This is a genomic window from Asaia prunellae JCM 25354 (assembly GCF_000613885.1).
GTDB classification, from domain to species: domain Bacteria; phylum Pseudomonadota; class Alphaproteobacteria; order Acetobacterales; family Acetobacteraceae; genus Asaia; species Asaia prunellae.
The window spans coordinates 1-20,068 of the sequence record NZ_BAJV01000021.1 but is presented as its reverse complement, the minus strand read 5'-3'; the positions used below and the strand labels follow the sequence as shown (position 1 = coordinate 20,068).

The following is a 20,068-nucleotide window of genomic DNA, read 5'->3' as shown; positions in this document are numbered from 1 at the left end:
CGTCAGAACCGGACAGAATACGATAAAATACATAATATCTTTTGTTCGAATTCCCTCGTATCCGACAATAAATGTTCCCGGCTGCAGGTAGTATTTCGCTAGGGGTATATAGATATGAAATCCCTGAATAAATTTGACTATATAATCATTGGCGCAGGTTCTGCCGGGTCGGTTCTTGCTACCCGGATTATTCAAGCTAATATGGGCTCGGTATTACTGCTTGAAGCAGGAGGCTCAGACCGCAATCTCTTCGTTCACATGCCAGCTGCCGTAGGCAAGGTCATTCCTACCAAAACCTGGGCCTATCAGACCGAACCGGATGTCCAGACCGGTGAGCGATCAATGACGGTCGCACAAGGCAGGATTCTGGGTGGCAGCAGTTCGGTCAACGGGATGATCTATATCCGAGGTCAGAAGGCCGATTACGATAGCTGGGCTGCACAGCATGGATGTTCAGGGTGGAGCTATAACGATCTGCTTCCCTATTTCATCAAATCCGAAAGAAATGAGAGCCTGAGCGGCACGTTACACGGGATCAAGGGACCACTACCTGTCAGTGAGAACCGCTACAGGCATCCGCTGACGGGGGCATTCATCAGGGCGGGTCAGGAATTTGGCCTACCCTATGTCAATGATTTCAACGCTACAGACCAGACCGGCATTGGCTATTTCCAGACGACCACACTCAGAGGCGCGCGCGCCAGCACGGCTCAGACCTATCTCAAATCTGTCGCTGACAAAGCCGAGCTCACGCTTGTCCTGAATGCACTGGTCACAAAGGTAAAGGTGAAGGGACATAAAGCCACTGGCGTCAGTTTCATCCAGGACGGGCGGGAACAGACAGTCGAGTCTCGAAGCGAGATCATCGTTTCTGCAGGTGCTATCGGCTCACCCAAAATTCTCATGCTTTCAGGCATTGGTGTGCCAGAACACCTGCGCGATGTTGGCATATCTCCTCTCATGGATCTGCCGGTCGGCCGTGACCTGCAGGATCACCTGCATATGTCGATCAACGCGACGACAAAACACCCGACAAGTCTTTATGGTCAGGACAGAGGCCTCAAGGCACTTCGCAACGGCATTGAGTGGCTTGGCTTCCGGTCTGGTGTCGTCACCTCCAATATTCTTGAGGGCGGCGCCTTTATCGACACGACCGGACAGGGACAACCCGATGTTCAGATCCATTTTCTGCCAGTGCTCGATAGCTGGGACGATCCGGACGGGGTCGGCAAAGGCCGGACACATGGCCTGACTCTCAAGGTCGGCCACCTGCAGCCGAAATCACGGGGAGAAGTCCGTCTGGCCAGCGCGGATCCCCGTATGTTGCCGCTGATCCATGCCAATTATCTCCATCACCCTGATGACCTGCCCGGCCAGCTTCGCGCGGTCCTCACCGGACTGCGCTTTCTGAAGATGCCATCCCTGAGAAACGAGATCGAAGCTGTTTTCTCCCCTGACAGGATCGAGGCCCGGGATGAAGAGGGCCTGCGCCGTTACATCCGCCAGGGATGCAAGACAACCTATCATCCGATCGGAACCTGTCGCATGGGCGTCGATCCAAAAATTCGGTCGTTGACCTGACACTCCGGGTTCACGGCGTTGAAAACCTGCGTGTTATCGACAGCTCTGTCTTCCCGCAAATCGTGAGTGGCAACACCAACGCCCCGACCATCGCCGTTGCGGAAAAGGGGTTCGATCTTCTGCGATCGTCACTGTGAACCAGCAGAGGGCCCGTTCACCGGGCTTCTCTCTCCAGCAAGGACATATAGCGCCATGAGTCTTGTATCTCTGCTTCCGGAAGTTCGACAGTTCCTTGAACGCAAGCATGGTTTCTACATTGATGGACGCCACCAGCCTCCCAATGGCAAGGAGCGGATCGATGTAACCAATCCTGCCAATGGTCAGGTCATCACCAGTATTGCCGAGGCTGATGCCGAAGATGTCGAGCGTTGTGTGCGCTCGTCACGCAAGGCATTTGAAGGAAGCTGGGCCAATACCAGTCCCGACGAACGTGGAGCTTTCCTTCTCCGGCTCGCCGATCTGTTCATAAAGCACCGGGAAGAGCTGGCGCAGCTCGAAAGCCTGCAATCGGGCAAACTCATCCAGATGTCGCGCGGCTTTGAAGTGGATATGGCAATCCGCTTTTTACGGTATTACGCAGGATGGGCAACGAAAATTACAGGTGAGACCATTCAGCCCTCCCTGCCTTCGATGAATGGTGAGCGTTACACAGCCTTTACACGTCGCGATCCGATCGGGGTGGTGGTCGGCATCATACCGTGGAATTTTTCTATCCTGATTGCGGTATGGAAATTTGCATCTGCTTACCACCGGGTGTACGTCGATCATCAAACCATCGGAATATACCCCCCTGACCATGCTGCGGATTGCCGAGCTTGCCAGTGAGGCTGGTCTGCCGGATGGCGTGCTAAATGTCGTCACCGGAGGGGGGAAAGTCGGCGCATCCCTGATTGCTCATCCCGGCACCGACAAGGTGAGTTTCACCGGATCGGTGCCAACGGGCATCTCTATCGGCAAAAGTGCACTGGAAGCAAACTGACCCGCGTCACGCTGGAACTGGGCGGCAAGAACGCTGTCGGATTCCTGCCGGATATTGATATCGACAGAGCGGTCGCCGGAATAATCGAGGCCGGATTTATCAATCAGGGGCAGATCTGCGCAGCGGGCGAACGTTTCTATCTTCCGCGGGCACATATGGATGACATCCTGGCGGCACTTTCCAAAAAGCTCGCAACCCTCGTGCCGGGAGATCCTTTTGACGAGCAGGCTGCTCTGGGGCCACTGGCCAACCGGCAACATTTCGAAAAAGTAACCGGTTTTTTTGACCGTGCCCGTCAGGAAGGTGATCAGATCATTTGCGGGGGCAAGGCCTTCGAACGGCCGGGCTACTATGTCGAACCGACCTTGATACGCGCTACAACTCCCCAAGCCGCCCTCCTACAGGAAGAGACATTCGGTCCAATCGGCACATTTCTCGCTTATGACGACGAAGAGGAACTCGTTTCTCTCATGAATAATTCCGATTTTGGTTTGTCTGCCAGTCTCTGGACCGACAATCTCTCCAAGGCCATGCGCATGGTCCCCCGCATCAGGCCGGCACGGTATGGGTAAATATGCATACACTTCTCGATCCTGCCGTACCGTTTGGCGGGATACGCTCCTCAGGACTTGGTCGCGAATTCGGAAGTGCATTCATCAACGACTATACCGAACTCAAGTCGGTTATCGTTCGATATTGAGAGTGGAAGTATTTTTACAATATAAAACACTGATATATGAGAAATATAGAGGACTTTCCTATGGCATTATGGGTATCTGAGCGATTGCCATAGTGCCATCGCCGCATAGGAACGCATGTCAGGGAAGGTGTTCTGTTCCCTTCCTGAATATCCTGCTGGGAGATACTTCAGTTCTCTGTATCTCCATGCAGCATTATGGGCGTCTTCTGTTATTCGGCTGGAGAAGTCTGATCAGACAACGGCCTGCGCGCCAGCATGTCCAGCTGGGTCTTGATTTCCTGCACGAAACGCGAATGACGCACACAGAAAAGAAAAATTTTCAGCAACCGGCGTGCTGCCTGACGGCAAGGACGCTGCACCTGTATCAGCAGGATATAACGGTCTTCATCTGTATCATTGGCAACAAAATGGGGAAACGTATCGTCAAAAAGCAGCGATTCACCCTCATTCCAGGAATAGGTATGGGTCTTGTTCTCCCCCTCAATGGTAATATGGCAGGCTTCCCGGTTTTTCGGGATTTTCAGTGCCAGATGATAGACGAAGGTTCCCTTGGTCATGCCGACATGACGCGGGATACGACAGCCAGGTTCGAGAACGGAGAAACTGGCGGTTACCAGGTTGGGAATCTGGCGCAGAAGATCGTTGGTACGGGGTGCACGCTGGCAGTTTTCCTCACAACGATACCCATATCCCTCGAAAAAAAAGGAACGCCAGCGCCTATCGCCGGCAATACGGCCATGCTGACGCGAAATCTCACCGAGCGAAGGAATATCTTCGGCGCGAATACGCACAGCCTCATCCGTATGGTCTCCCAGTTGCGTTCGAGCAGATTTACCCAGGGGAAAAATCGTGCATCAATCAGAGCCGTATGGGGGATAAGGGAATTACGAATGATGAAGCGATCAATTGCAGGACGTATATCCTTGCCAATCTGGTAGAGAGATTTACCAATAAAGGGCAGTTTCCATCCATTGTCGCTGACTCTCTTGCCAAGATAATCCATCACGCTCCCCTGTTTCATTTTCTTGTTGAGAACGGACATTCGAATACTCTTTTCGCATTCATCTTGTATATGTTTCAGGTTCTTTTTTTACCTCTGAACCAGTCATGAATATCAATACAGATTACGCGATGTTTTCCTGTGCAGGACAGAGTGATCAGTCTCTCATCCAACTGATATCAAGGCCCTCAGGGCGTTTCCTGCTTCAGACAGAATGATCCGGGCAGGAAGACCAGAATCCATGAAATACAATGCTCATATGGCTGTTAATGCCAATTAATGGTTAGAAATATCACTTCTTGTCATAAAACCTCCAAGAGATGATCATTTAGCGAAGGTATTCCTAATTTTTTTGCTGTCAGAACAGATTTGGCACGGGTTTTGCATGGGAAAGAGCATACCTTCGGACAAAGGGTCCGGAGAGCAGAAAGGATCTTTCCATGTTCGGTTTCGCCAAGTCTTTCATCGCCGCAGCCAGTCTCTTCACGCTCATTGCTCAGCCTGCTCTGGCAGAACATCGCATTATACCGGACAACAACAGCGTCCAGATCGATGTCTCACATGTGTCTCTCCAATCCGATCGCGACTGGAACCGTATGGCGGATGCCATTCATGACAAGGCAGCTGAAATCTGCGAACGCGATACCGGGGCCAGCGATCGTCGTGCTGCTGATGTCGAAGAATGCACCCAGGCTGCCTATGACAATGCTGTGCAGCAGATGCGTGATATCTATACCCGCCGCGTTGCAACGAGCCAGACCCGTCTGGCTCGTTCATGATTACAGAAGCGCTAGAGCGCGCGCGGCAGAAGAATGACGAAGCACGCTCCGATGACACGACCTGCTTCGTCATACCTGTTTTCGGCATGAAGTGTGCCGTGAAGCGCTTCGATAATCTGCCTGCTTATGGCAAGACCAAGACCTGAATGCTGACCGAAATTCTCGGTCTGGGGGCGTTCTGAATAAAAACGGTCAAAAATATCCTCGAGCTTGAGCGGAGGAATACCCGGCCCTTCATCACTGACTGTAATACGGATCTGTCTGTCTACAGGCCGCATGAACAGCGTGATCCGCCCACGTGGCGGAGAAAAGGAAATTGCATTACCGATCAGGTTACGCAGTACCTGTACCAGACGGTCTTCGACCGCCAGCACCCGCAAGGGATGCGCTGCATCGTCATGAGAATCATCCAGAACAAGAATCGCATCTTCAGGCTTACGTGTTGTCTGGTGCATCTCTGTCAGGATGGAAAGCAACATCCCTACAGCCACAGGTTCCGAGCGCGTACGAGACAGCTCGGCATCAATACGGCTGGCATCGGCGATATCAGTAATCAATCTGTCCAGACGCCTCACATCGTTATTGATAATGGCGAGAAGCCTGGTCTGACGCTCCCTGTTTTCAATACGTGGCAGGGTTTCGATGGCCGATCGGATGGAAGAAAGCGGGTTCTTGATTTCGTGACTGACATCGGCAGCAAAACGCTCGATCGCATCCATACGCGCCCAGAGCGCCAGAACACTGCCGCGCAAGGCCCTTGCCAGAACACCGATTTCATCACGACGCACCAGCAGCGATTCAGGCACCGTATCGGCTCGCCCAGACACATCACGCATATCATGAGAAGCGACAGCCAGACGAAGCAGAGGGCGCGCGATCGTAATCGAGAGATACCATGAGAGCAGTACTGTCACGGCCATGGCTGCGAGAAAGAGGGACAGGATCGAAGAGCGCACGGCAAAGAGCGATCGATCGACTTCCTGCGCCTGTCGTGTCAGCTGGATGATCCCGACCGTCTGTCCGTCATGAATGACAGGCTCCGCCACAGTAATGACAAGCTCGTGATCCGGAGTGCGCCTGATATAGGGAGCGGCCTCGGCTCCGCGGTATTCGCCAGCTGATCGCAAGGGCGGCGGCGTGTCCTGCGTCTCCAGCATCACAATGCCTTCACGAGATGACAGGGGCAGGAGCGACAACAGCCATTCATAGGCAATCTCGACGCCATTATTACGAGGCGGTTGCCAGCGGGGCGGCGGAACCGGCTCTCCTGTCGCACGGGATCGTCCCTTGCGATCACGGCGCACAAGCGCAGCCTCGTTCAGGCTATCGGCAACAAGAGTGCCGTCAGGTCCGACCAGGCGCGCACGCACATTCGGACTCGGTTCGGTCAGACGCAGGAGAAGCGGACGGGCCTGCGCCCCGTCGAGCATGAATTCCGCACCCGGAAAAGGATGGCGCGTCGGATCACGCACCACGGCAATCTGCCCCATGGCGGCGGCATAGATGTGGGCCTGCTCGCGCAGGGCATTTACATCTGTTTCAAGAAGGCTGTTCTGAAAATCGTTCAGAAACAGCAAGGTCACGGCCAGAATGGCCAATGGCAATGTATTGAGCAGAAAAATGCGTCGCATGAGCGGCGACGCAAAGCCAGGCATGCGAAAGCGGCTTACCGATGGCTTGCCGTCACGCCCTGCCTCAAGAGCCAGCGTATCGCCATGACGAAACGACCGCCTGCGAAGGCGCCTGAACGCCTGAAAGAACGAACCGGGGGCGCCCTGCGCGACCGCCTGCCGAAGGATTCACGCTCGGGCATGGCCGGTCAGTCTTCCTTGTAACGATAGCCTATGCCGTAAAGAGTCTCGATCTGGTTGAAATTGTCATCGATCTGCCTGAATTTCTTGCGTACGCGCTTGATATGGCTGTCGATCGTGCGGTCATCAACATAGATATTTTCGCCATAGGCGGCATCAATAAGCTGATCACGTGATTTCACCATACCGGGGCGCAAGGCCAGAGCCTTGACCAGAAGAAATTCGGTCACTGTCAGCATGATATCCTGACCTGCCCAGAGACATTGATGACGCGTCTCATCAAGGGTCAGACTGCCACGTACGATGGCGGCCCCTGCTGTGGCGACACCGCTGCCCTCGGCACGGCTGGCATCCTGACGACGCAGCAGCGCACGGATACGCTCCAGCAAAAGACGCTGTGAAAACGGCTTGGTAATATAATCGTCAGCGCCAAGACGCAGTCCCATGAGCTGGTCGAGTTCCTCGTCTTTCGAGGAGAGGAAGATAACCGGAAGGGCCGAACGTGCCCGCAGCCGCTGGAGCAGCTCCATGCCGTCCATGCGGGGCATCTTGATATCGAGCACGGCAAGGCTGACCGGCCGCGCCTGAATCCCCTGCAGGGCAGCTTCGCCATCCGTATAGGTGTGAACCACAAATCCTTCGGCTTCCAGAGTCATCTGGACCGATGTGAGGATATTGCGATCATCATCCACCAGGGCGATGGTGTGCTTTGTCGTCTCCATGCGCGATGTATCCGCCTTCAATTTCTGCCTGTTGCCAATAACAGGGGGGTTGGCATATGGCTTGTGGCAGCCACCTATATCTTACCATGCGGCTGCGCCCAAGACGGGGCAGTCGAAAACGGTCGGACATCCAGGGATGGTCGATCGGTGTCTTTCGTGGCTTCTCGCGGCCATGCTCGCCCCGACGCGGGGGAGTTCGCCTGAAGCTGACCCTATGATGCCCGGTCACACCGGGCCAGATTTTTCGAGGTTGCGACCAGGATGACCACAGAAAACCCGCTGCATGAAGAGCAGAACGACACACCCGCTCCCGAAGCGACAGAGTCTCAGGCCGAGGCACAGACGCCTGAGGCCCGCATTGCCGAGCTGGAAGCACAGGTCGAGGAATTCCGTGACAAATGGATGCGTTCCGAGGCCGAGATGCAGAATTACCGCACGCGTGCCAAGCGCGAAGTTGAGGATGCACGCCAATACGCCGTTCAGAAATTCGCGAAGGATGTCGTCGAAGCCGCTGAAAACCTGCAACGTGGTCTCGCCTCTCTTCCGGCCAGAACCGAAAACGAGGAAGGTCTTGTCAGCAAGCTGCGCGAAGGCTTCGAGAGCACGGAACGTTCCTTCCTCGGCATTCTTGAACGCAACGGCATCACCTGCCAGCATCCGGTCGGCGAAACCTTTGACGCCAATCTGCATCAGGCCATGGCAGAGCAGCCAAGCGACGATCATGCCGATGGCACGGTAATGCAGGCCTGGACACCAACCTGGACGCTGAATGGCCGCCTGCTCAAGCCTGCAATGGTTGTCGTCGCCAGAGGTGGCAACAAAGCTGCAGAATGAGGGTTGAAACCCTTCTACAGGCCTCCTAGATTTTACCTGTAACCCGCCCCTGCTGAAGCAGGGAGACGAAAACAAGGGTGTTGCCCGGTGCCTGAATGGGCCGGACAGCACCGCTGAAAGGACTGAAGTATGAGCAAAGTCATTGGTATTGACCTTGGCACCACAAACTCTTGCGTCGCAATCCGCGAAGGCGATGAGACCAGGGTTATTGAAAACAGCGAAGGTGCACGCACGACGCCGTCAATGGTCGCCTTTACCAGCAATGGTGAGCGTCTGGTCGGTCAGGCCGCGAAGCGTCAGGCTGTCACAAACCCTTCCGATACGCTGTATGCTGTCAAGCGCCTGATCGGCCGTCGCTATGACGACCCGACCGTCGCCAAGGACAAGGAAATGGTCCCGTACGAAATTGTACGTGGCGATAACGGCGATGCCTGGGTTCGCGCCCGTGGTGAAAACTACGCGCCTTCGCAGATCTCGGCTTTCGTGCTGGGCAAGATGAAGGAAACCGCCGAGGCCTATCTCGGTGAGACCGTCTCCCAGGCCGTCATCACGGTTCCGGCCTACTTCAATGACGCCCAGCGTCAGGCAACACGCGATGCCGGTCGTATCGCTGGTCTTGAAGTGCTGCGTATCATCAACGAGCCGACGGCAGCTGCTCTGGCCTATGGCCTCGGCAAGCGCGATTCCGGCACGGTAGCTGTTTATGACCTTGGTGGTGGCACGTTCGACGTGTCGATCCTCGAGATCTCCGACGGCGTCATCGAAGTGAAGTCCACCAATGGTGACACCTTCCTTGGCGGTGAAGATTTCGACAATCGCATCATTGGTTACCTGGCAGACGAGTTCAAGCGCGATCAGGGTATCGACCTGCGCGGCGACAAGCTGGCGCTGCAGCGCCTGAAGGAAGCTGCTGAAAAGGCGAAGATCGAGCTTTCCTCCTCCAAGGAAACCGAAATCAACCTGCCCTTCATCACGGCTGATGCCTCGGGTCCGAAGCATCTCGTGGTCAAGCTGAGCCGCGCCAAGCTGGAAAGTCTGGTTGATGATCTGGTCCAGCGTACGCTTGGTCCGTGCCGTGCAGCTCTGAAGGACGCCTCGGTTACCCCCGCTGAGATCGACGAAGTCATCCTCGTCGGCGGCATGACGCGTATGCCTAAAGTCATCGAGACGGTTAAGCAGTTCTTCGGCAAGGAACCTGCCCGCAACGTCAATCCTGACGAAGTGGTGGCTATCGGTGCCGCTGTACAGGGCGCCGTGCTCAAGGGCGACGTCAAGGACGTTCTTCTGCTCGACGTAACCCCGCTCTCTCTGGGTATCGAAACGCTGGGCGGTGTCTTCACCCGTCTGATCGACCGCAACACGACGATCCCGACCAAGAAGAGCCAGACCTTCTCGACAGCTGATGACAACCAGAGCGCTGTGACCATCAAGGTCTATCAGGGTGAGCGCGAAATGGCGGCAGATAACAAGCTGCTGGGCAATTTCGACCTTACGGGCATTGCTCCCGCTCCGCGTGGCGTGCCCCAGATCGAAGTCACGTTCGACATCGACGCCAACGGTATCGTCAATGTGTCGGCCAAGGACAAGGCGACAGGCAAGGAACAGCAGATCAAGATCCAGGCTTCTGGTGGTCTGTCCGACTCCGATATCGACCGCATGGTGAAGGAAGCCGAGGCGAATGCCACGGCAGACAAGGCCAAGCGCGAGATGGTCGAGCAGCGTAACAGCGCTGAAGCCCTGATCCATCAGACCGAGAAGTCTCTGACTGAAGCCGGTGACAAGGTCCCTGCTGCCGACAAAACTGAAGCAGAAGCCGCTGTTGCAGCCACCCGTGAAGCCATGAATGGCAGCGACGCCGAAGCTCTGAAATCGGCTACAGAACGTCTGACCCAGGCCGCTATGAAAATCGGCCAGGCTGTCTATGCTCAGTCACAGGCAGAAGAGGGCGCCGCTCCTGGTGAAGCCCATGCTGCCAAGGACGAAAATGTGGTCGATGCCGATTTCGAAGACGTGGACGACCACAAGAAGCACTGAGCTCCATACACTAAAGGGTCTCTGACCCTTTACAGGGAAGCTTGCCGCTTTCAACGCCCGTCCTTCCGCTGGAGGGGCGGGCGTTTCGACGTTCTGGATCGCCCCCTGACATTTCAATAACAGGATCTGATCCGCGCCCCTTGACCCCTGGATCTCCTGACGAGGACTCCCATGGCCACCAAAGTCGATTTTTACGCTGTTCTCGAAGTCGAGCGCACAGCCACTGCCGAAGAGCTCAAGAAAGCCTATCGCAAGCAGGCTATGCGCTATCATCCTGACCGGAATCCCGGAGATGAGACGGCAGAGCATAAATTCAAGGAAATCAACGAGGCCTATGACATTCTGAAAGACGAGCAGAAACGCGCTGCCTATGACCGGTTCGGTCATGCCGCCTTCGAAAATGGCGGTATGGGCGGCGGCGGCGGTTTCGGCGGTTTCGGGGGGGGTGGCCTCGACGATATCTTCGAAATGTTCGGTGACATGATGGGTGGCCGCCGTGGCGGACGCCGCCGGACGGGCAATGATGTGCAGGTCCAGGTCGAGATCACTCTGAGCGAGGCCTATTCGGGTATCAAGAAACCTGTCGAGATCCGTACACGTATTGCCTGCGAAAGCTGCCATGGCACGGGCTCTGCAGACAGCAATGCCGGTGATACGACTTGCCCGACCTGTCATGGTGCGGGTGCCGTGCGGGCGCAGCAGGGATTTTTCCTGGTCGAACGCCCCTGTCCGACCTGTCATGGCTCAGGCAAGGTCGTCAAGAATCCGTGCAAGAGCTGCCGTGGTTCCGGCACGACAGAACAGACACGTACGCTGGAAATCGCCATTCCGCCCGGTGTTGAAGATGGCACACGCATACGTCTGACAGGTGAAGGTGAAGCCGGTGGCAATGGTGTACAACCGGGTGATCTCTACGTACACGTCTCTGTCGGCGGCAGTGATATCTTCCAGCGCGACGGCGCCAACATCTATTGCCGTGTGCCTCTGCGCATGACCCAGGCAGCACTCGGTACGGAAATCGAAGTGCCAGTCATCGACGGCACCCGCACCAGGGTCAAAATTCCGGCAGGGACACAGACTGGCGAGAATTTCCGTCTGCGTGGCAAGGGTTTCTCGGTCCTGCGCTCAAGTGCACGCGGTGACATGTATATCCAGGTCGCCGTCGAGACGCCGCATCATCTGAGCCCGCGCCAGAAGGAACTGCTCGAGGAATTTGAAGCCGAAGCCGGCGAGACACAGGATCAGGAAAAGGCCAATCCGGAGCATACCGGGTTCTTTGCCAAGGTCCGGGATTTCTTCGAAGGGAAGTAAACAGCATGCGTATCGGGATTGCGGGTATCACAGGGCGTCTTGGCTCGCTTTGTGCCGAGGAGATCGAGAGTATGCCTCTCGGCCCCGAAACACTTTCGGGTGGACTGGCCCGCAAACCCAATGCATCCCGCCGTATCGTGACCGACCCGGCTGTGCTTGCTGCACGCAGTGACGTCATTATAGACGTCAGCAGCCCGGAGGCCACCTGCGCCAATGCCAGGGCCTTCGCTCAGGCAGGATGTGCCTGGGTGATCGGCACTACCGGCTTCAATACCGCGCAGGAAGAGGCCATTGCCGATGCAGCGCGTCATATCCCCGTACTCAGGGCTGCCAATTTTGCGCCCGGCCTGACTTTGCTGCTCGATCTGGCACGTCAGCTCGGTGCCAAGCTTCCTGCCGATGAATATGACGCTGAAATTCTGGAGACCCATCATCGTCAGAAGCGCGATGCCCCCTCTGGCACGGCGTTGGCGATAGCGGAGCAATTTGCCAAAGGCCGCAAGGTCGCACTTTCTGATGTAAGCGAAATCGACCGCTCAGGGCTGCGCGGCGAAGGGGCAATCGGTTTTGCCTCGTTACGCGCCGGTCAGATTGTAGGGGAGCACAGCCTGATCCTGACTTCGGGTACCGAACAGATTACCCTGTCCCATCGCGCTTTTGATCGACGTGTCTTTGCACAGGGAGCCGTGAAAGCTGCGCGCTGGATTGCTGGTAAACCGGCAGGATTATATAACATGACCGAAATATTCAGAGACTGAGACCGGCCACATTTCTGCCCAAACCATAACAAACTCTTGACCCCCGTAGCTTTATGCCTCTAAGGACAGCCCTCTCTTGCGGTACGGGCGCAGGCTGTCGCGCGTCCGCTGTTTTTTCTTTCACTCATTCCCTGCGAGGTCCCTGAGTGCGTAACTACGGCGAATTTCTCTTTACATCGGAATCCGTTTCTGAAGGTCATCCGGACAAGGTCTCCGACAGGATCAGCGATACTGTTCTGGACGCTTATCTCGAGGCTGACCCGGAAGCCCGCGTTGCGTGCGAAACCCTCTGCACCACCAACCGCGTCGTTCTGGCCGGTGAAGTCCGTGGCCCGGCTTCGATTACCAGCGAATTGCTGATCGAACGCGCACGCGCTGCCATCAAGGATATCGGCTACGATCAGGAAGGTTTCTCCTGGAAAAACGCTGAAATCACCTCGCTGCTTCACGCGCAGTCCGCTGACATTGCCGTCGGCGTCGATAGCGCCGGTGAGAAGGATGAGGGCGCAGGCGATCAGGGCATCATGTTCGGCTTCGCCACGCGCGAGACCGAGCATCTGATGCCGGCCCCGCTCTATTACGCCCAGTCGATCCTCGAAAAGGTTCGTGACTACCGCAAGAGCGGCCATGCCCTGGGCGTCGGCCTGCTGCCGGATGCCAAAAGCCAGGTCACGCTGCGCTATGTCGATGGCAAGCCCGTCGGTGCGACCTCGGTCGTGATCTCGACTCAGCATATTGAAGGCATGCGCCAGAACACCATTCGCGAAATGCTGCGCGAAGTGGTTCGTGAAACCCTGCCGGAAGGCTGGATGTGCCCGGAAGAAGAATTCTACGTCAATCCGACGGGTAATTTCGTGATTGGTGGTCCCGATGGCGATGCAGGCCTGACAGGTCGCAAGATCATTGTTGACACCTATGGTGGTGCAGCCCCCCATGGTGGTGGTGCCTTCTCGGGCAAGGACCCCACCAAGGTCGACCGTTCGGCTGCCTATGCCGCGCGTTACCTCGCCAAGAACGTTGTTGCTGCCGGTCTGGCCGATCGCTGCACCATCCAGCTTAGCTACGCCATTGGCGTGTCCAAGCCACTTTCGGTCTATGTCGATCTCGATGGCACGGGCAAGGATATCGACGAGGCCCGCCTCGGCAAGCTGCTGAACGAGCTGGTTGATCTCTCACCGCGCGGCATCCGCAAGCATCTGCGCCTGAACCGTCCGATCTATGTGCCGACTTCGGCCTATGGTCATTTCGGCCGCGTTCCCGATCCGGTGCTGGACAACTTCACCTGGGAGCAGACCGATCTGGTCAGCTCGCTGCACGGCGCCCTCAACCGCTGAGGTCCCCAACTGTCTGACACGTCTCTGAAGTCCCAGCCTGAGCGACTTTACGGTCGCCAGCGCGGGCACCCGCTGCGCGCCCGCCAGCAGCGCCTTCTCGACGAGGCGCTGCCACGGCTCCGCCTTAACCTCGAACAGGCCACCGACCCGAAAGCCGCCTTTACAGGCGCGGCAGTCGATGCGGTCTGGCTCGAAATCGGTTTTGGCGGTGGCGAGCATGCGCTCGACCAGGCTGAGCGCAACCCGAATGTGGCTATATCGCCGCCGAAGTCTTTGAAAACGGGCTCTGCTCCCTCATGTCCCGCATCGTGCCGGAAGGTGAGGAAGACAGCATCACGCCGCCGGATCACTTCCGTATCTGGCCCGATGATGCCCGCCAGCTTCTCAAGGCTCTGCCCGATGGCTGCCTTGATCGCGCCTATCTGATGTTCCCTGATCCGTGGCCCAAGGCGCGCCATGCTAAGCGTCGCTTCATCCATCCGGAGAATATTCGCGAACTGGCCCGCCTGCTGAAGCCCGGCGCTATCTGGCGCGTTGCCAGCGATCACCCCGTCTATCAGGACTGGGTTTTCGAGATCATGGGTGCGCAGAACCTGTTCGACGCGCCCCCGCCCGCACAAGGTGAGCGCCCCGAAGGCTGGTCGCCCACACGCTATGAAGCCAAGGCCTACCGCGAAGGCCGCGTGCCGTTCTACTGGACGTTCACGCGACGCGGTGCCTGACACCGAGTTGGACCGGAACACCGTATGAGCACGCAAATCGAACGCGAGGAAATGGAATTCGACGTGGTAATCGTCGGTGGCGGCCCTGCCGGGCTCTCCGCTGCGATCCGCCTGCGTCAGCTCATGCCCGAGGCCACGGTCTGTCTGGTTGAAAAAGGCAGCGAAATCGGCGCGCATATTGTCTCCGGCGCGGTCATCGAACCGCGCGCTCTGGCAGAGCTTTTTCCTGACTGGCAGGAACGCGGTGCACCGCTAAAAACCCCTGTGACAGAAGAGAAAGTGCTTTTCCTGACTGAAAAGCGCGGCTTCGCCATTCCCTTTATCGACAAACTCATGCCCGCCATGGCCAATCACGGCAATTATGTCGTGTCACTGGGCGAGGTCTGCCGTTGGCTCGGCGCTCAGGCCGAAGAGCTGGGTGTGGAGATCTATCCCGGCTTTGCCGCTGCTGAACCCTATATCGAAGATGGCCGCCTGTGTGGCGTCATCACCGGCGATATGGGTGTGAACCGCGAGGGCGAGCAGGGGCCGAATTTCGCGCCGGGCATGATCCTGCGTGCAAGACAGACCATCCTCACCGAAGGCGTGCGCGGCTCGATCAGCCAGCGCGTGATGAAGCGGTTCAATCTGCGTCAGGGTGTCGACCCGCAGACCTACGGTCTTGGCATCAAGGAAGTCTGGGAAATCCCGGCTGAGAAGCACAAGCCCGGCTTCGTGCAGCACAGCTTCGGCTGGCCGATGGATGATGGCACCTATGGCGGCGCCTGGCTCTATCATTTCGGCGAAAACCTCGTTTCCTACGGCTTCGTCACCGGGCTGGATTACAGCAATACTTGGCTCTCTCCATTTCAGGAGATGCAGCGCCTCAAGGCCCACCCCGAATTTGCAAAACATCTCGAAGGCGGCCGTCGCCTGATCTATGGCGCCCGCGCCTTGTCGGAAGGCGGATTCCAGGCTCTACCCCGTCTGTCTTTCCCCGGTGGCGTACTGGCGGGTGACTCCGCAGGCTTCCTGAACATGCCCAAGATCAAGGGCACCCATACCGCCATGAAATCGGGCATGCTCGCTGCGGAGGCCGTGGCCGAGGCGCTGGGCCACGAAGGCCCTTGCGAGGCAACGAGCTACACACGCCGCTTCAAAAACTCCTGGCTGTTCAAAGAGTTGTTTGAGGCCCGCAATGTGCGTCCGGCATTCGCCCGCTGGGGCAATCGCCTCGGCGCGCTCTATGCCGGTATCGACAGCCTGATCTTCCGCGGCCGCGCCCCATGGACGCTGCATTTCCGTCATACCGATCATGAGGCACTCAAGCCTGCCGATCGCTGCAAGCCCATCGCCTATCCCAAGCCCGATGGCACGCTGACCTTCGATCTGACCTCATCGGTGTTCCTGTCGGGCACCAATCATGAGGAAGACCAGCCCATCCATCTGAAGCTGCGCGACCCGTCGAAATGGCTGCCGGTCAACTGGAATATCTTCCGCTCGCCGGAGAGCCGCTACTGCCCGGCGGGTGTCTATGAGGCGCTGGAAGAAAACAGCACCATGCGCCTGCAGATCAACGCGCAGAACTGCGTGCACTGCAAGACCTGCGATATCAAGGACCCGACACAGAATATCGACTGGTGCGTACCCGAAGGGGCAGGCGGCCCGAATTATCCTGTCGGTATGTGATTTTGATTCGCAATAGGGTATGAACCCAGTCGAGATTTCCAGGATCGGCGAGGAACAGATGAAGATAGTGGTCCCGGTCAAGCGGGTGGTTGATTACAACATCAAGCCCCGCGTGAAGGCCGATAACAGCGGCGTCGACACGCAGGGCGTGAAGATGTCGATGAATCCCTTCGATGAAATTGCTGTCGAAGAGGCCGTTCGCCTTCGTGAAAAAGGCGTGGCTTCCGAAATCGTGGTCGTAACCATCGGCGTGGCAGAGGCCCAGCCGGTGCTCCGTACTGCCATGGCCATGGGTGCCGATCGCGGCATTCTCGTGCAGACCACGGCCGATCTCGAACCGCTAGCCGTTGCCAAACTGCTCAAGACCATTGTGGATCGCGAAAATCCCGGTCTTGTCATCATGGGCAAGCAGGCCATTGATGACGACATGAACGCGACAGGCCAGATTCTGGCCGCACGTCTCAACTGGCCACAGGGCACATTTGCCAGCTCGGTTGCCGTTGAAGATGGTCGCATCACTGTGGTGCGTGAAGCCGATGGCGGTCTTGAAACCGTGCGTCTGGCCCTGCCTGCTGTGGTGACCACCGATCTGCGCCTCAACGAGCCGCGCTATGCCACCATGCCCAACATCATGAAGGCCAAGAAGAAGCCGCTTGAGACCATTGCCGCCGAGACGCTGGGCGTGGACATCACACCACGTCTGGAAACAGTCAAGGTGGTCGAGCCGCCTGTGCGACAAGCCGGAATCAGGGTGTCGAGCGTTGCCGAGCTGGTTGGCAAGCTGCGTGACGAAGCAAAGGTGATCTGATCATGACAACTCTGGTTCTGATCGAAGCTGAAGGCGCCACCATCAAGAAAGCCAGTCTTTCTGCCGTTGCTGCCGCCCGTGCCTTTGGTAACGTCGATGTCCTGCTGATCGGCGCCCATGGCGCGCAGGAAGCAGCCAAGATCGAAGGCATCACCCGCGTTCTGCATGCAGACTCCACACCCCATCTGGCCGAATGCATCGCTGCCCTGATTGCAGATCGTGCAAGCGATTACGATCACATCGTTTCTGCCGCGACCGCCTATGGCAAGAACACCCTGCCCCGTGTGGCCGGTCTGCTTGATGTGCAGCCGATTACCGAAGTGGTCGAGATCATCGACGCCGATACCTTCGTGCGCCCGATCTACGCTGGCAGCGCGCTCTCCACCGTACGCTCGCGCGATACGATCAAGGTGCTGACCGTGCGTAATGCCAGTTTTGACGCCGCCAAGCTGGGTGACAATTCTGCACCGGTCGAAGTCATCTCGGCTGCGGTTGAGGTGCCGGATGCTGAGTATGTCGGGATCGAACTGACCCATTCCGATCGTCCCGAACTGGAATCGGCCCGCGTGGTGATCTCAGGTGGACGCGGTCTGAAGGATGCCGCCAATTTCAAGCTGCTGGAGCCTGTGGCCGACAAGCTTGGCGCGGCTATTGGTGCGTCACGCGCTGCAGTGGACGCCGGGTTTGCGCCGAACGAAATGCAGGTCGGCCAGACCGGCAAGATTGTCGCACCAGAGCTTTATATTGCCGTTGGTCTGTCAGGGGCCATACAGCATCTGGCGGGCATGAAAGACAGCCGTGTAATTGTAGCTATCAACATGGACCCCGAAGCCCCGATCTTCAGCGTGGCCGATTACGGTCTTGTGGGCGATCTGTTCGAGGTTCTGCCCCAGCTCAAGGCTGAACTGGGCGCCTGAGCGCATCTTCCCTTCACCCGGTCATGAAACACCAGTCATGACCGGACAGGGGAAAGCATATTTTCAGGACAGGCCCTATGGGACTGGCTCTCGTCCTGCCTTATCTGTCTGGCCAGGTGGCGTTGAGAATTTCCGGCAGATTTGTCTCCAGAAATGTCTGCACAGGATCCGGCGTGTCGAAGAGCAGCGCGGGCCTTCCCTCTATGACCATATGCGCCAGTCCATGCGCTGTCGCCATCGCTGCCGCATGATGCGGTCTCAGAACGCGCCGATCGCGATCAGGCGCCTCCTGACCGAAATAGGCTGCTATAGCCTGACCGAACCCGACAAGTGCTTCGAAGGACGCTTCAAGAAGAGCAGGATCCCTGCCATCGATAAGATCGATACGACAGATCAGGCGGAACAAACCCGGATTTCTTGCAGCAAAACGCACATAACCACCAGCCAGGGCTCTGAGATCACGCCCCGGCTCGCCATGGCGGGGAAGTTCGGCCAATGCGAAGCCAAGTTGCCCGAAAACACGTATGGCCACAGCAGTCAGTAACCCCTTCATGTCCCTGAAATGATGAGACGGGGCTCCAGGTGAGACACCGGCATGAGCGGCCGCCTTACGCAGGGTAAATCCCTCGACTCCTTCCTCGCGGATGAGTCTCTCCGCCGCCTCGACAAGCGCGGTTCTCAGATCGCCATGATGGTAGCTGTCACGCAACAAATTGTTCCTCCCTGAAGAATCTGCACAACGTTCAGATTGATCGACTCTCTAATCTATGCAACGTTCAGATCTGAGTTTAACCGATCTGCATGTGAGTACCATAATGAAACAGCGTGTCCTCATTATCGGTCTGGGCATCAGCGGCATGTCGGCAGCAATCGCCCTTGAAGCGCAGGGATGGTCGCCAATACTCATCGAACGGGCGCCGACGCGCCGGAAGGGTGGCTATTTCATCGGCCTGCGTAACGAAGGCAAGAATGCAGCTCGCGAGCTGGGCATTTTTGACACCATGGAAAAGCGAACACCGGAAAGACTGCGTTTCTGGGATATCCGCAAGGATGGCAGTCGAAGACGCGTCGCTGATCTGACCCGGGAGACCGACGCTCCTGTCGCTGTCATGCGCGGGGATATTGAAGACGTACTCTGGCAGGCTGTCGAAAGCAGGATGGATATCCGCTTCGATACCGTACCGGTAGCAATCGAAAGCCTGCCTGACGGAGTAAATGTCAGCCTTCGTCACGGAGAAGAAGAAACGCAAGAGCACTTCGATCTTGTGATCGGCGCAGATGGCGTTCGTTCCGCAGTACGACGGATGGTCTTCGGGCCGGATAAGTCCTGTCTTCATCCCCTTGGTACCACGCTCTGCGCCTTCCCTCTGTCACGCCCTGTTCCCCATTGCGCCTCAGGCGATGGCGTCATGATTGCCGATACCGGTCGGACGCTGACAATTTTCCCGCTGCAAGGAAAGCCGTCCACCGCGCTGTTTTCCTATCGCCAGTCAGTGCAATACGCTGCACCGAACGAAGCTCCCTTGCAGGCTTTGCAACGCCGCTTTGCCGGGCTTGATGTCCATGGCATTGTGTCCAGTGCGCTCAGCGATCTGGCTGCCACCAATGACTTCCTGTTCGACAGCGTCCAGATGGTAAAAATACCCCGTTGGTCGAAAGGACGCGTGGTTCTTCTTGGCGACTCAGCCTGGTGTCTAACGCTCTACTCGGGCATGGGTGCCTCGGCTGGCATGATGGGAGGGCTTGCTTTGGCAAAAGCGCTGGCGGCCCACCCTGACAATCTTGACAGGGGATTGGCTGCATTCGAGACGGAAATGAGGCCTTTCATACGCAGGCATCAGCGTTTTGTCCGTTTGAGGGCAGAGCTTTTCGTACCCTCGACATGGATTTCACTCAAGGCAAGACGCCTTCTCTGGCGAATCATGCGCTGGTCCCAAAGCAGAAAACAGAGAGACCTTTCAGCCTCTGCCTGACATGGCGGAAAAACGAAGCCCATCAATCCGTCACATACATGGCGATGGCAACAGCTTTCGGTTGTCTTTCGCCCCACCTTGAGACATTCTTGTATACATGATTCAGGCATCGGAAATCCAAGCAGGTGGCACGCGGG

14 protein-coding genes and 3 pseudogenes are annotated in these 20,068 nt (G+C 57.0%); 13 read left to right on the top strand and 4 right to left on the bottom strand.

The genetic code is table 11. The features are described 5' to 3' along the window. Positions 1 to 114 precede the first annotated feature (114 nt). Positions 115 to 1,718: pseudogene (locus tag JCM25354_RS19315) on the top strand (GMC family oxidoreductase). A 55-nt stretch (positions 1,719 to 1,773) separates the two neighbouring features. After that, a pseudogene (locus tag JCM25354_RS23790) lies at positions 1,774 to 3,260 on the top strand (aldehyde dehydrogenase family protein). A gap of 209 nt (positions 3,261 to 3,469) precedes the next feature. Here the strand turns inward: JCM25354_RS23790 and JCM25354_RS19305 are convergent. After that, positions 3,470 to 4,051, bottom strand: a complete 582-nt coding sequence (locus tag JCM25354_RS19305) for an aspartyl/asparaginyl beta-hydroxylase domain-containing protein (RefSeq protein WP_243444089.1) — start codon at positions 4,049 to 4,051, stop codon at positions 3,470 to 3,472. Positions 4,052 to 4,700: 649 nt separating this feature from the next. Between JCM25354_RS19305 and JCM25354_RS14490 the strand changes: the two genes are divergently transcribed. Continuing rightward, the gene (locus JCM25354_RS14490; RefSeq protein WP_025886565.1) at positions 4,701 to 5,039 is read left to right on the top strand and encodes a UrcA family protein; all 339 of its coding nucleotides are present in this window, start codon (positions 4,701 to 4,703) and stop codon (positions 5,037 to 5,039) included. 11 nt (positions 5,040 to 5,050) lie between these two features. On the opposite strand, the gene JCM25354_RS14485 is transcribed toward JCM25354_RS14490, so the two are convergent. Beyond that, entirely contained in the window at positions 5,051 to 6,694 is a 1,644-nt protein-coding gene (locus tag JCM25354_RS14485) for a stimulus-sensing domain-containing protein (RefSeq protein ID WP_025886563.1), read from the bottom strand. A gap of 164 nt (positions 6,695 to 6,858) precedes the next feature. Then, a complete protein-coding gene (locus tag JCM25354_RS14475) occupies positions 6,859 to 7,572 on the bottom strand; it encodes a response regulator transcription factor (RefSeq protein ID WP_025886561.1) in 714 nt (237 codons plus the stop codon). A gap of 261 nt (positions 7,573 to 7,833) precedes the next feature. Here JCM25354_RS14475 and JCM25354_RS14470 point away from each other — a divergent pair, with 261 nt between their 5' ends. From JCM25354_RS14470 to JCM25354_RS14430, 9 genes and pseudogenes are all read left to right on the top strand, one after another. Next, positions 7,834 to 8,406 carry a nucleotide exchange factor GrpE gene (locus JCM25354_RS14470; protein ID WP_025886559.1) on the top strand — a complete coding sequence of 191 codons (573 nt, stop codon included), beginning with the start codon at positions 7,834 to 7,836 and terminating at the stop codon, positions 8,404 to 8,406. Between the two features lie 129 nt (positions 8,407 to 8,535). Next, complete coding sequence (gene dnaK / locus JCM25354_RS14465; RefSeq protein WP_025886557.1) at positions 8,536 to 10,440, top strand: molecular chaperone DnaK; 1,905 nt, start codon at positions 8,536 to 8,538, stop codon at positions 10,438 to 10,440. A 171-nt stretch (positions 10,441 to 10,611) separates the two neighbouring features. After that, a complete protein-coding gene (dnaJ, locus tag JCM25354_RS14460; protein WP_025886555.1) occupies positions 10,612 to 11,751 on the top strand; it encodes a molecular chaperone DnaJ in 1,140 nt (379 codons plus the stop codon). 5 nt (positions 11,752 to 11,756) lie between these two features. Further along, a complete protein-coding gene (gene dapB, locus JCM25354_RS14455) occupies positions 11,757 to 12,509 on the top strand; it encodes a 4-hydroxy-tetrahydrodipicolinate reductase (protein ID WP_025886554.1) in 753 nt (250 codons plus the stop codon). A 146-nt stretch (positions 12,510 to 12,655) separates the two neighbouring features. Beyond that, positions 12,656 to 13,843 (top strand): methionine adenosyltransferase, encoded by a 1,188-nt coding sequence (gene metK, locus JCM25354_RS14450; RefSeq protein WP_025886553.1) that lies wholly within the window; start codon positions 12,656 to 12,658, stop codon positions 13,841 to 13,843. 9 nt (positions 13,844 to 13,852) lie between these two features. After that, a pseudogene (gene trmB, locus JCM25354_RS19300) lies at positions 13,853 to 14,565 on the top strand (tRNA (guanine(46)-N(7))-methyltransferase TrmB). Between the two features lie 24 nt (positions 14,566 to 14,589). Next, the gene (locus JCM25354_RS14440; RefSeq protein ID WP_025886551.1) at positions 14,590 to 16,233 is read left to right on the top strand and encodes an electron transfer flavoprotein-ubiquinone oxidoreductase; all 1,644 of its coding nucleotides are present in this window, start codon (positions 14,590 to 14,592) and stop codon (positions 16,231 to 16,233) included. Between the two features lie 58 nt (positions 16,234 to 16,291). After that, positions 16,292 to 17,041 (top strand): electron transfer flavoprotein subunit beta/FixA family protein, encoded by a 750-nt coding sequence (locus JCM25354_RS14435; protein ID WP_025886549.1) that lies wholly within the window; start codon positions 16,292 to 16,294, stop codon positions 17,039 to 17,041. A gap of 2 nt (positions 17,042 to 17,043) precedes the next feature. After that, entirely contained in the window at positions 17,044 to 17,958 is a 915-nt protein-coding gene (locus JCM25354_RS14430; RefSeq protein ID WP_025886548.1) for an FAD-binding protein, read from the top strand. Positions 17,959 to 18,058: 100 nt separating this feature from the next. Here JCM25354_RS14430 and JCM25354_RS21470 read toward each other — a convergent pair whose 3' ends face one another. Further along, positions 18,059 to 18,667, bottom strand: a complete 609-nt coding sequence (locus JCM25354_RS21470) for a TetR/AcrR family transcriptional regulator (RefSeq protein ID WP_025886547.1) — start codon at positions 18,665 to 18,667, stop codon at positions 18,059 to 18,061. 106 nt (positions 18,668 to 18,773) lie between these two features. Here JCM25354_RS21470 and JCM25354_RS14420 point away from each other — a divergent pair, with 106 nt between their 5' ends. Next, a complete protein-coding gene (locus tag JCM25354_RS14420) occupies positions 18,774 to 19,931 on the top strand; it encodes an FAD-dependent monooxygenase (protein ID WP_025886546.1) in 1,158 nt (385 codons plus the stop codon). The last annotated feature ends 137 nt before the right edge of the window (positions 19,932 to 20,068 follow it).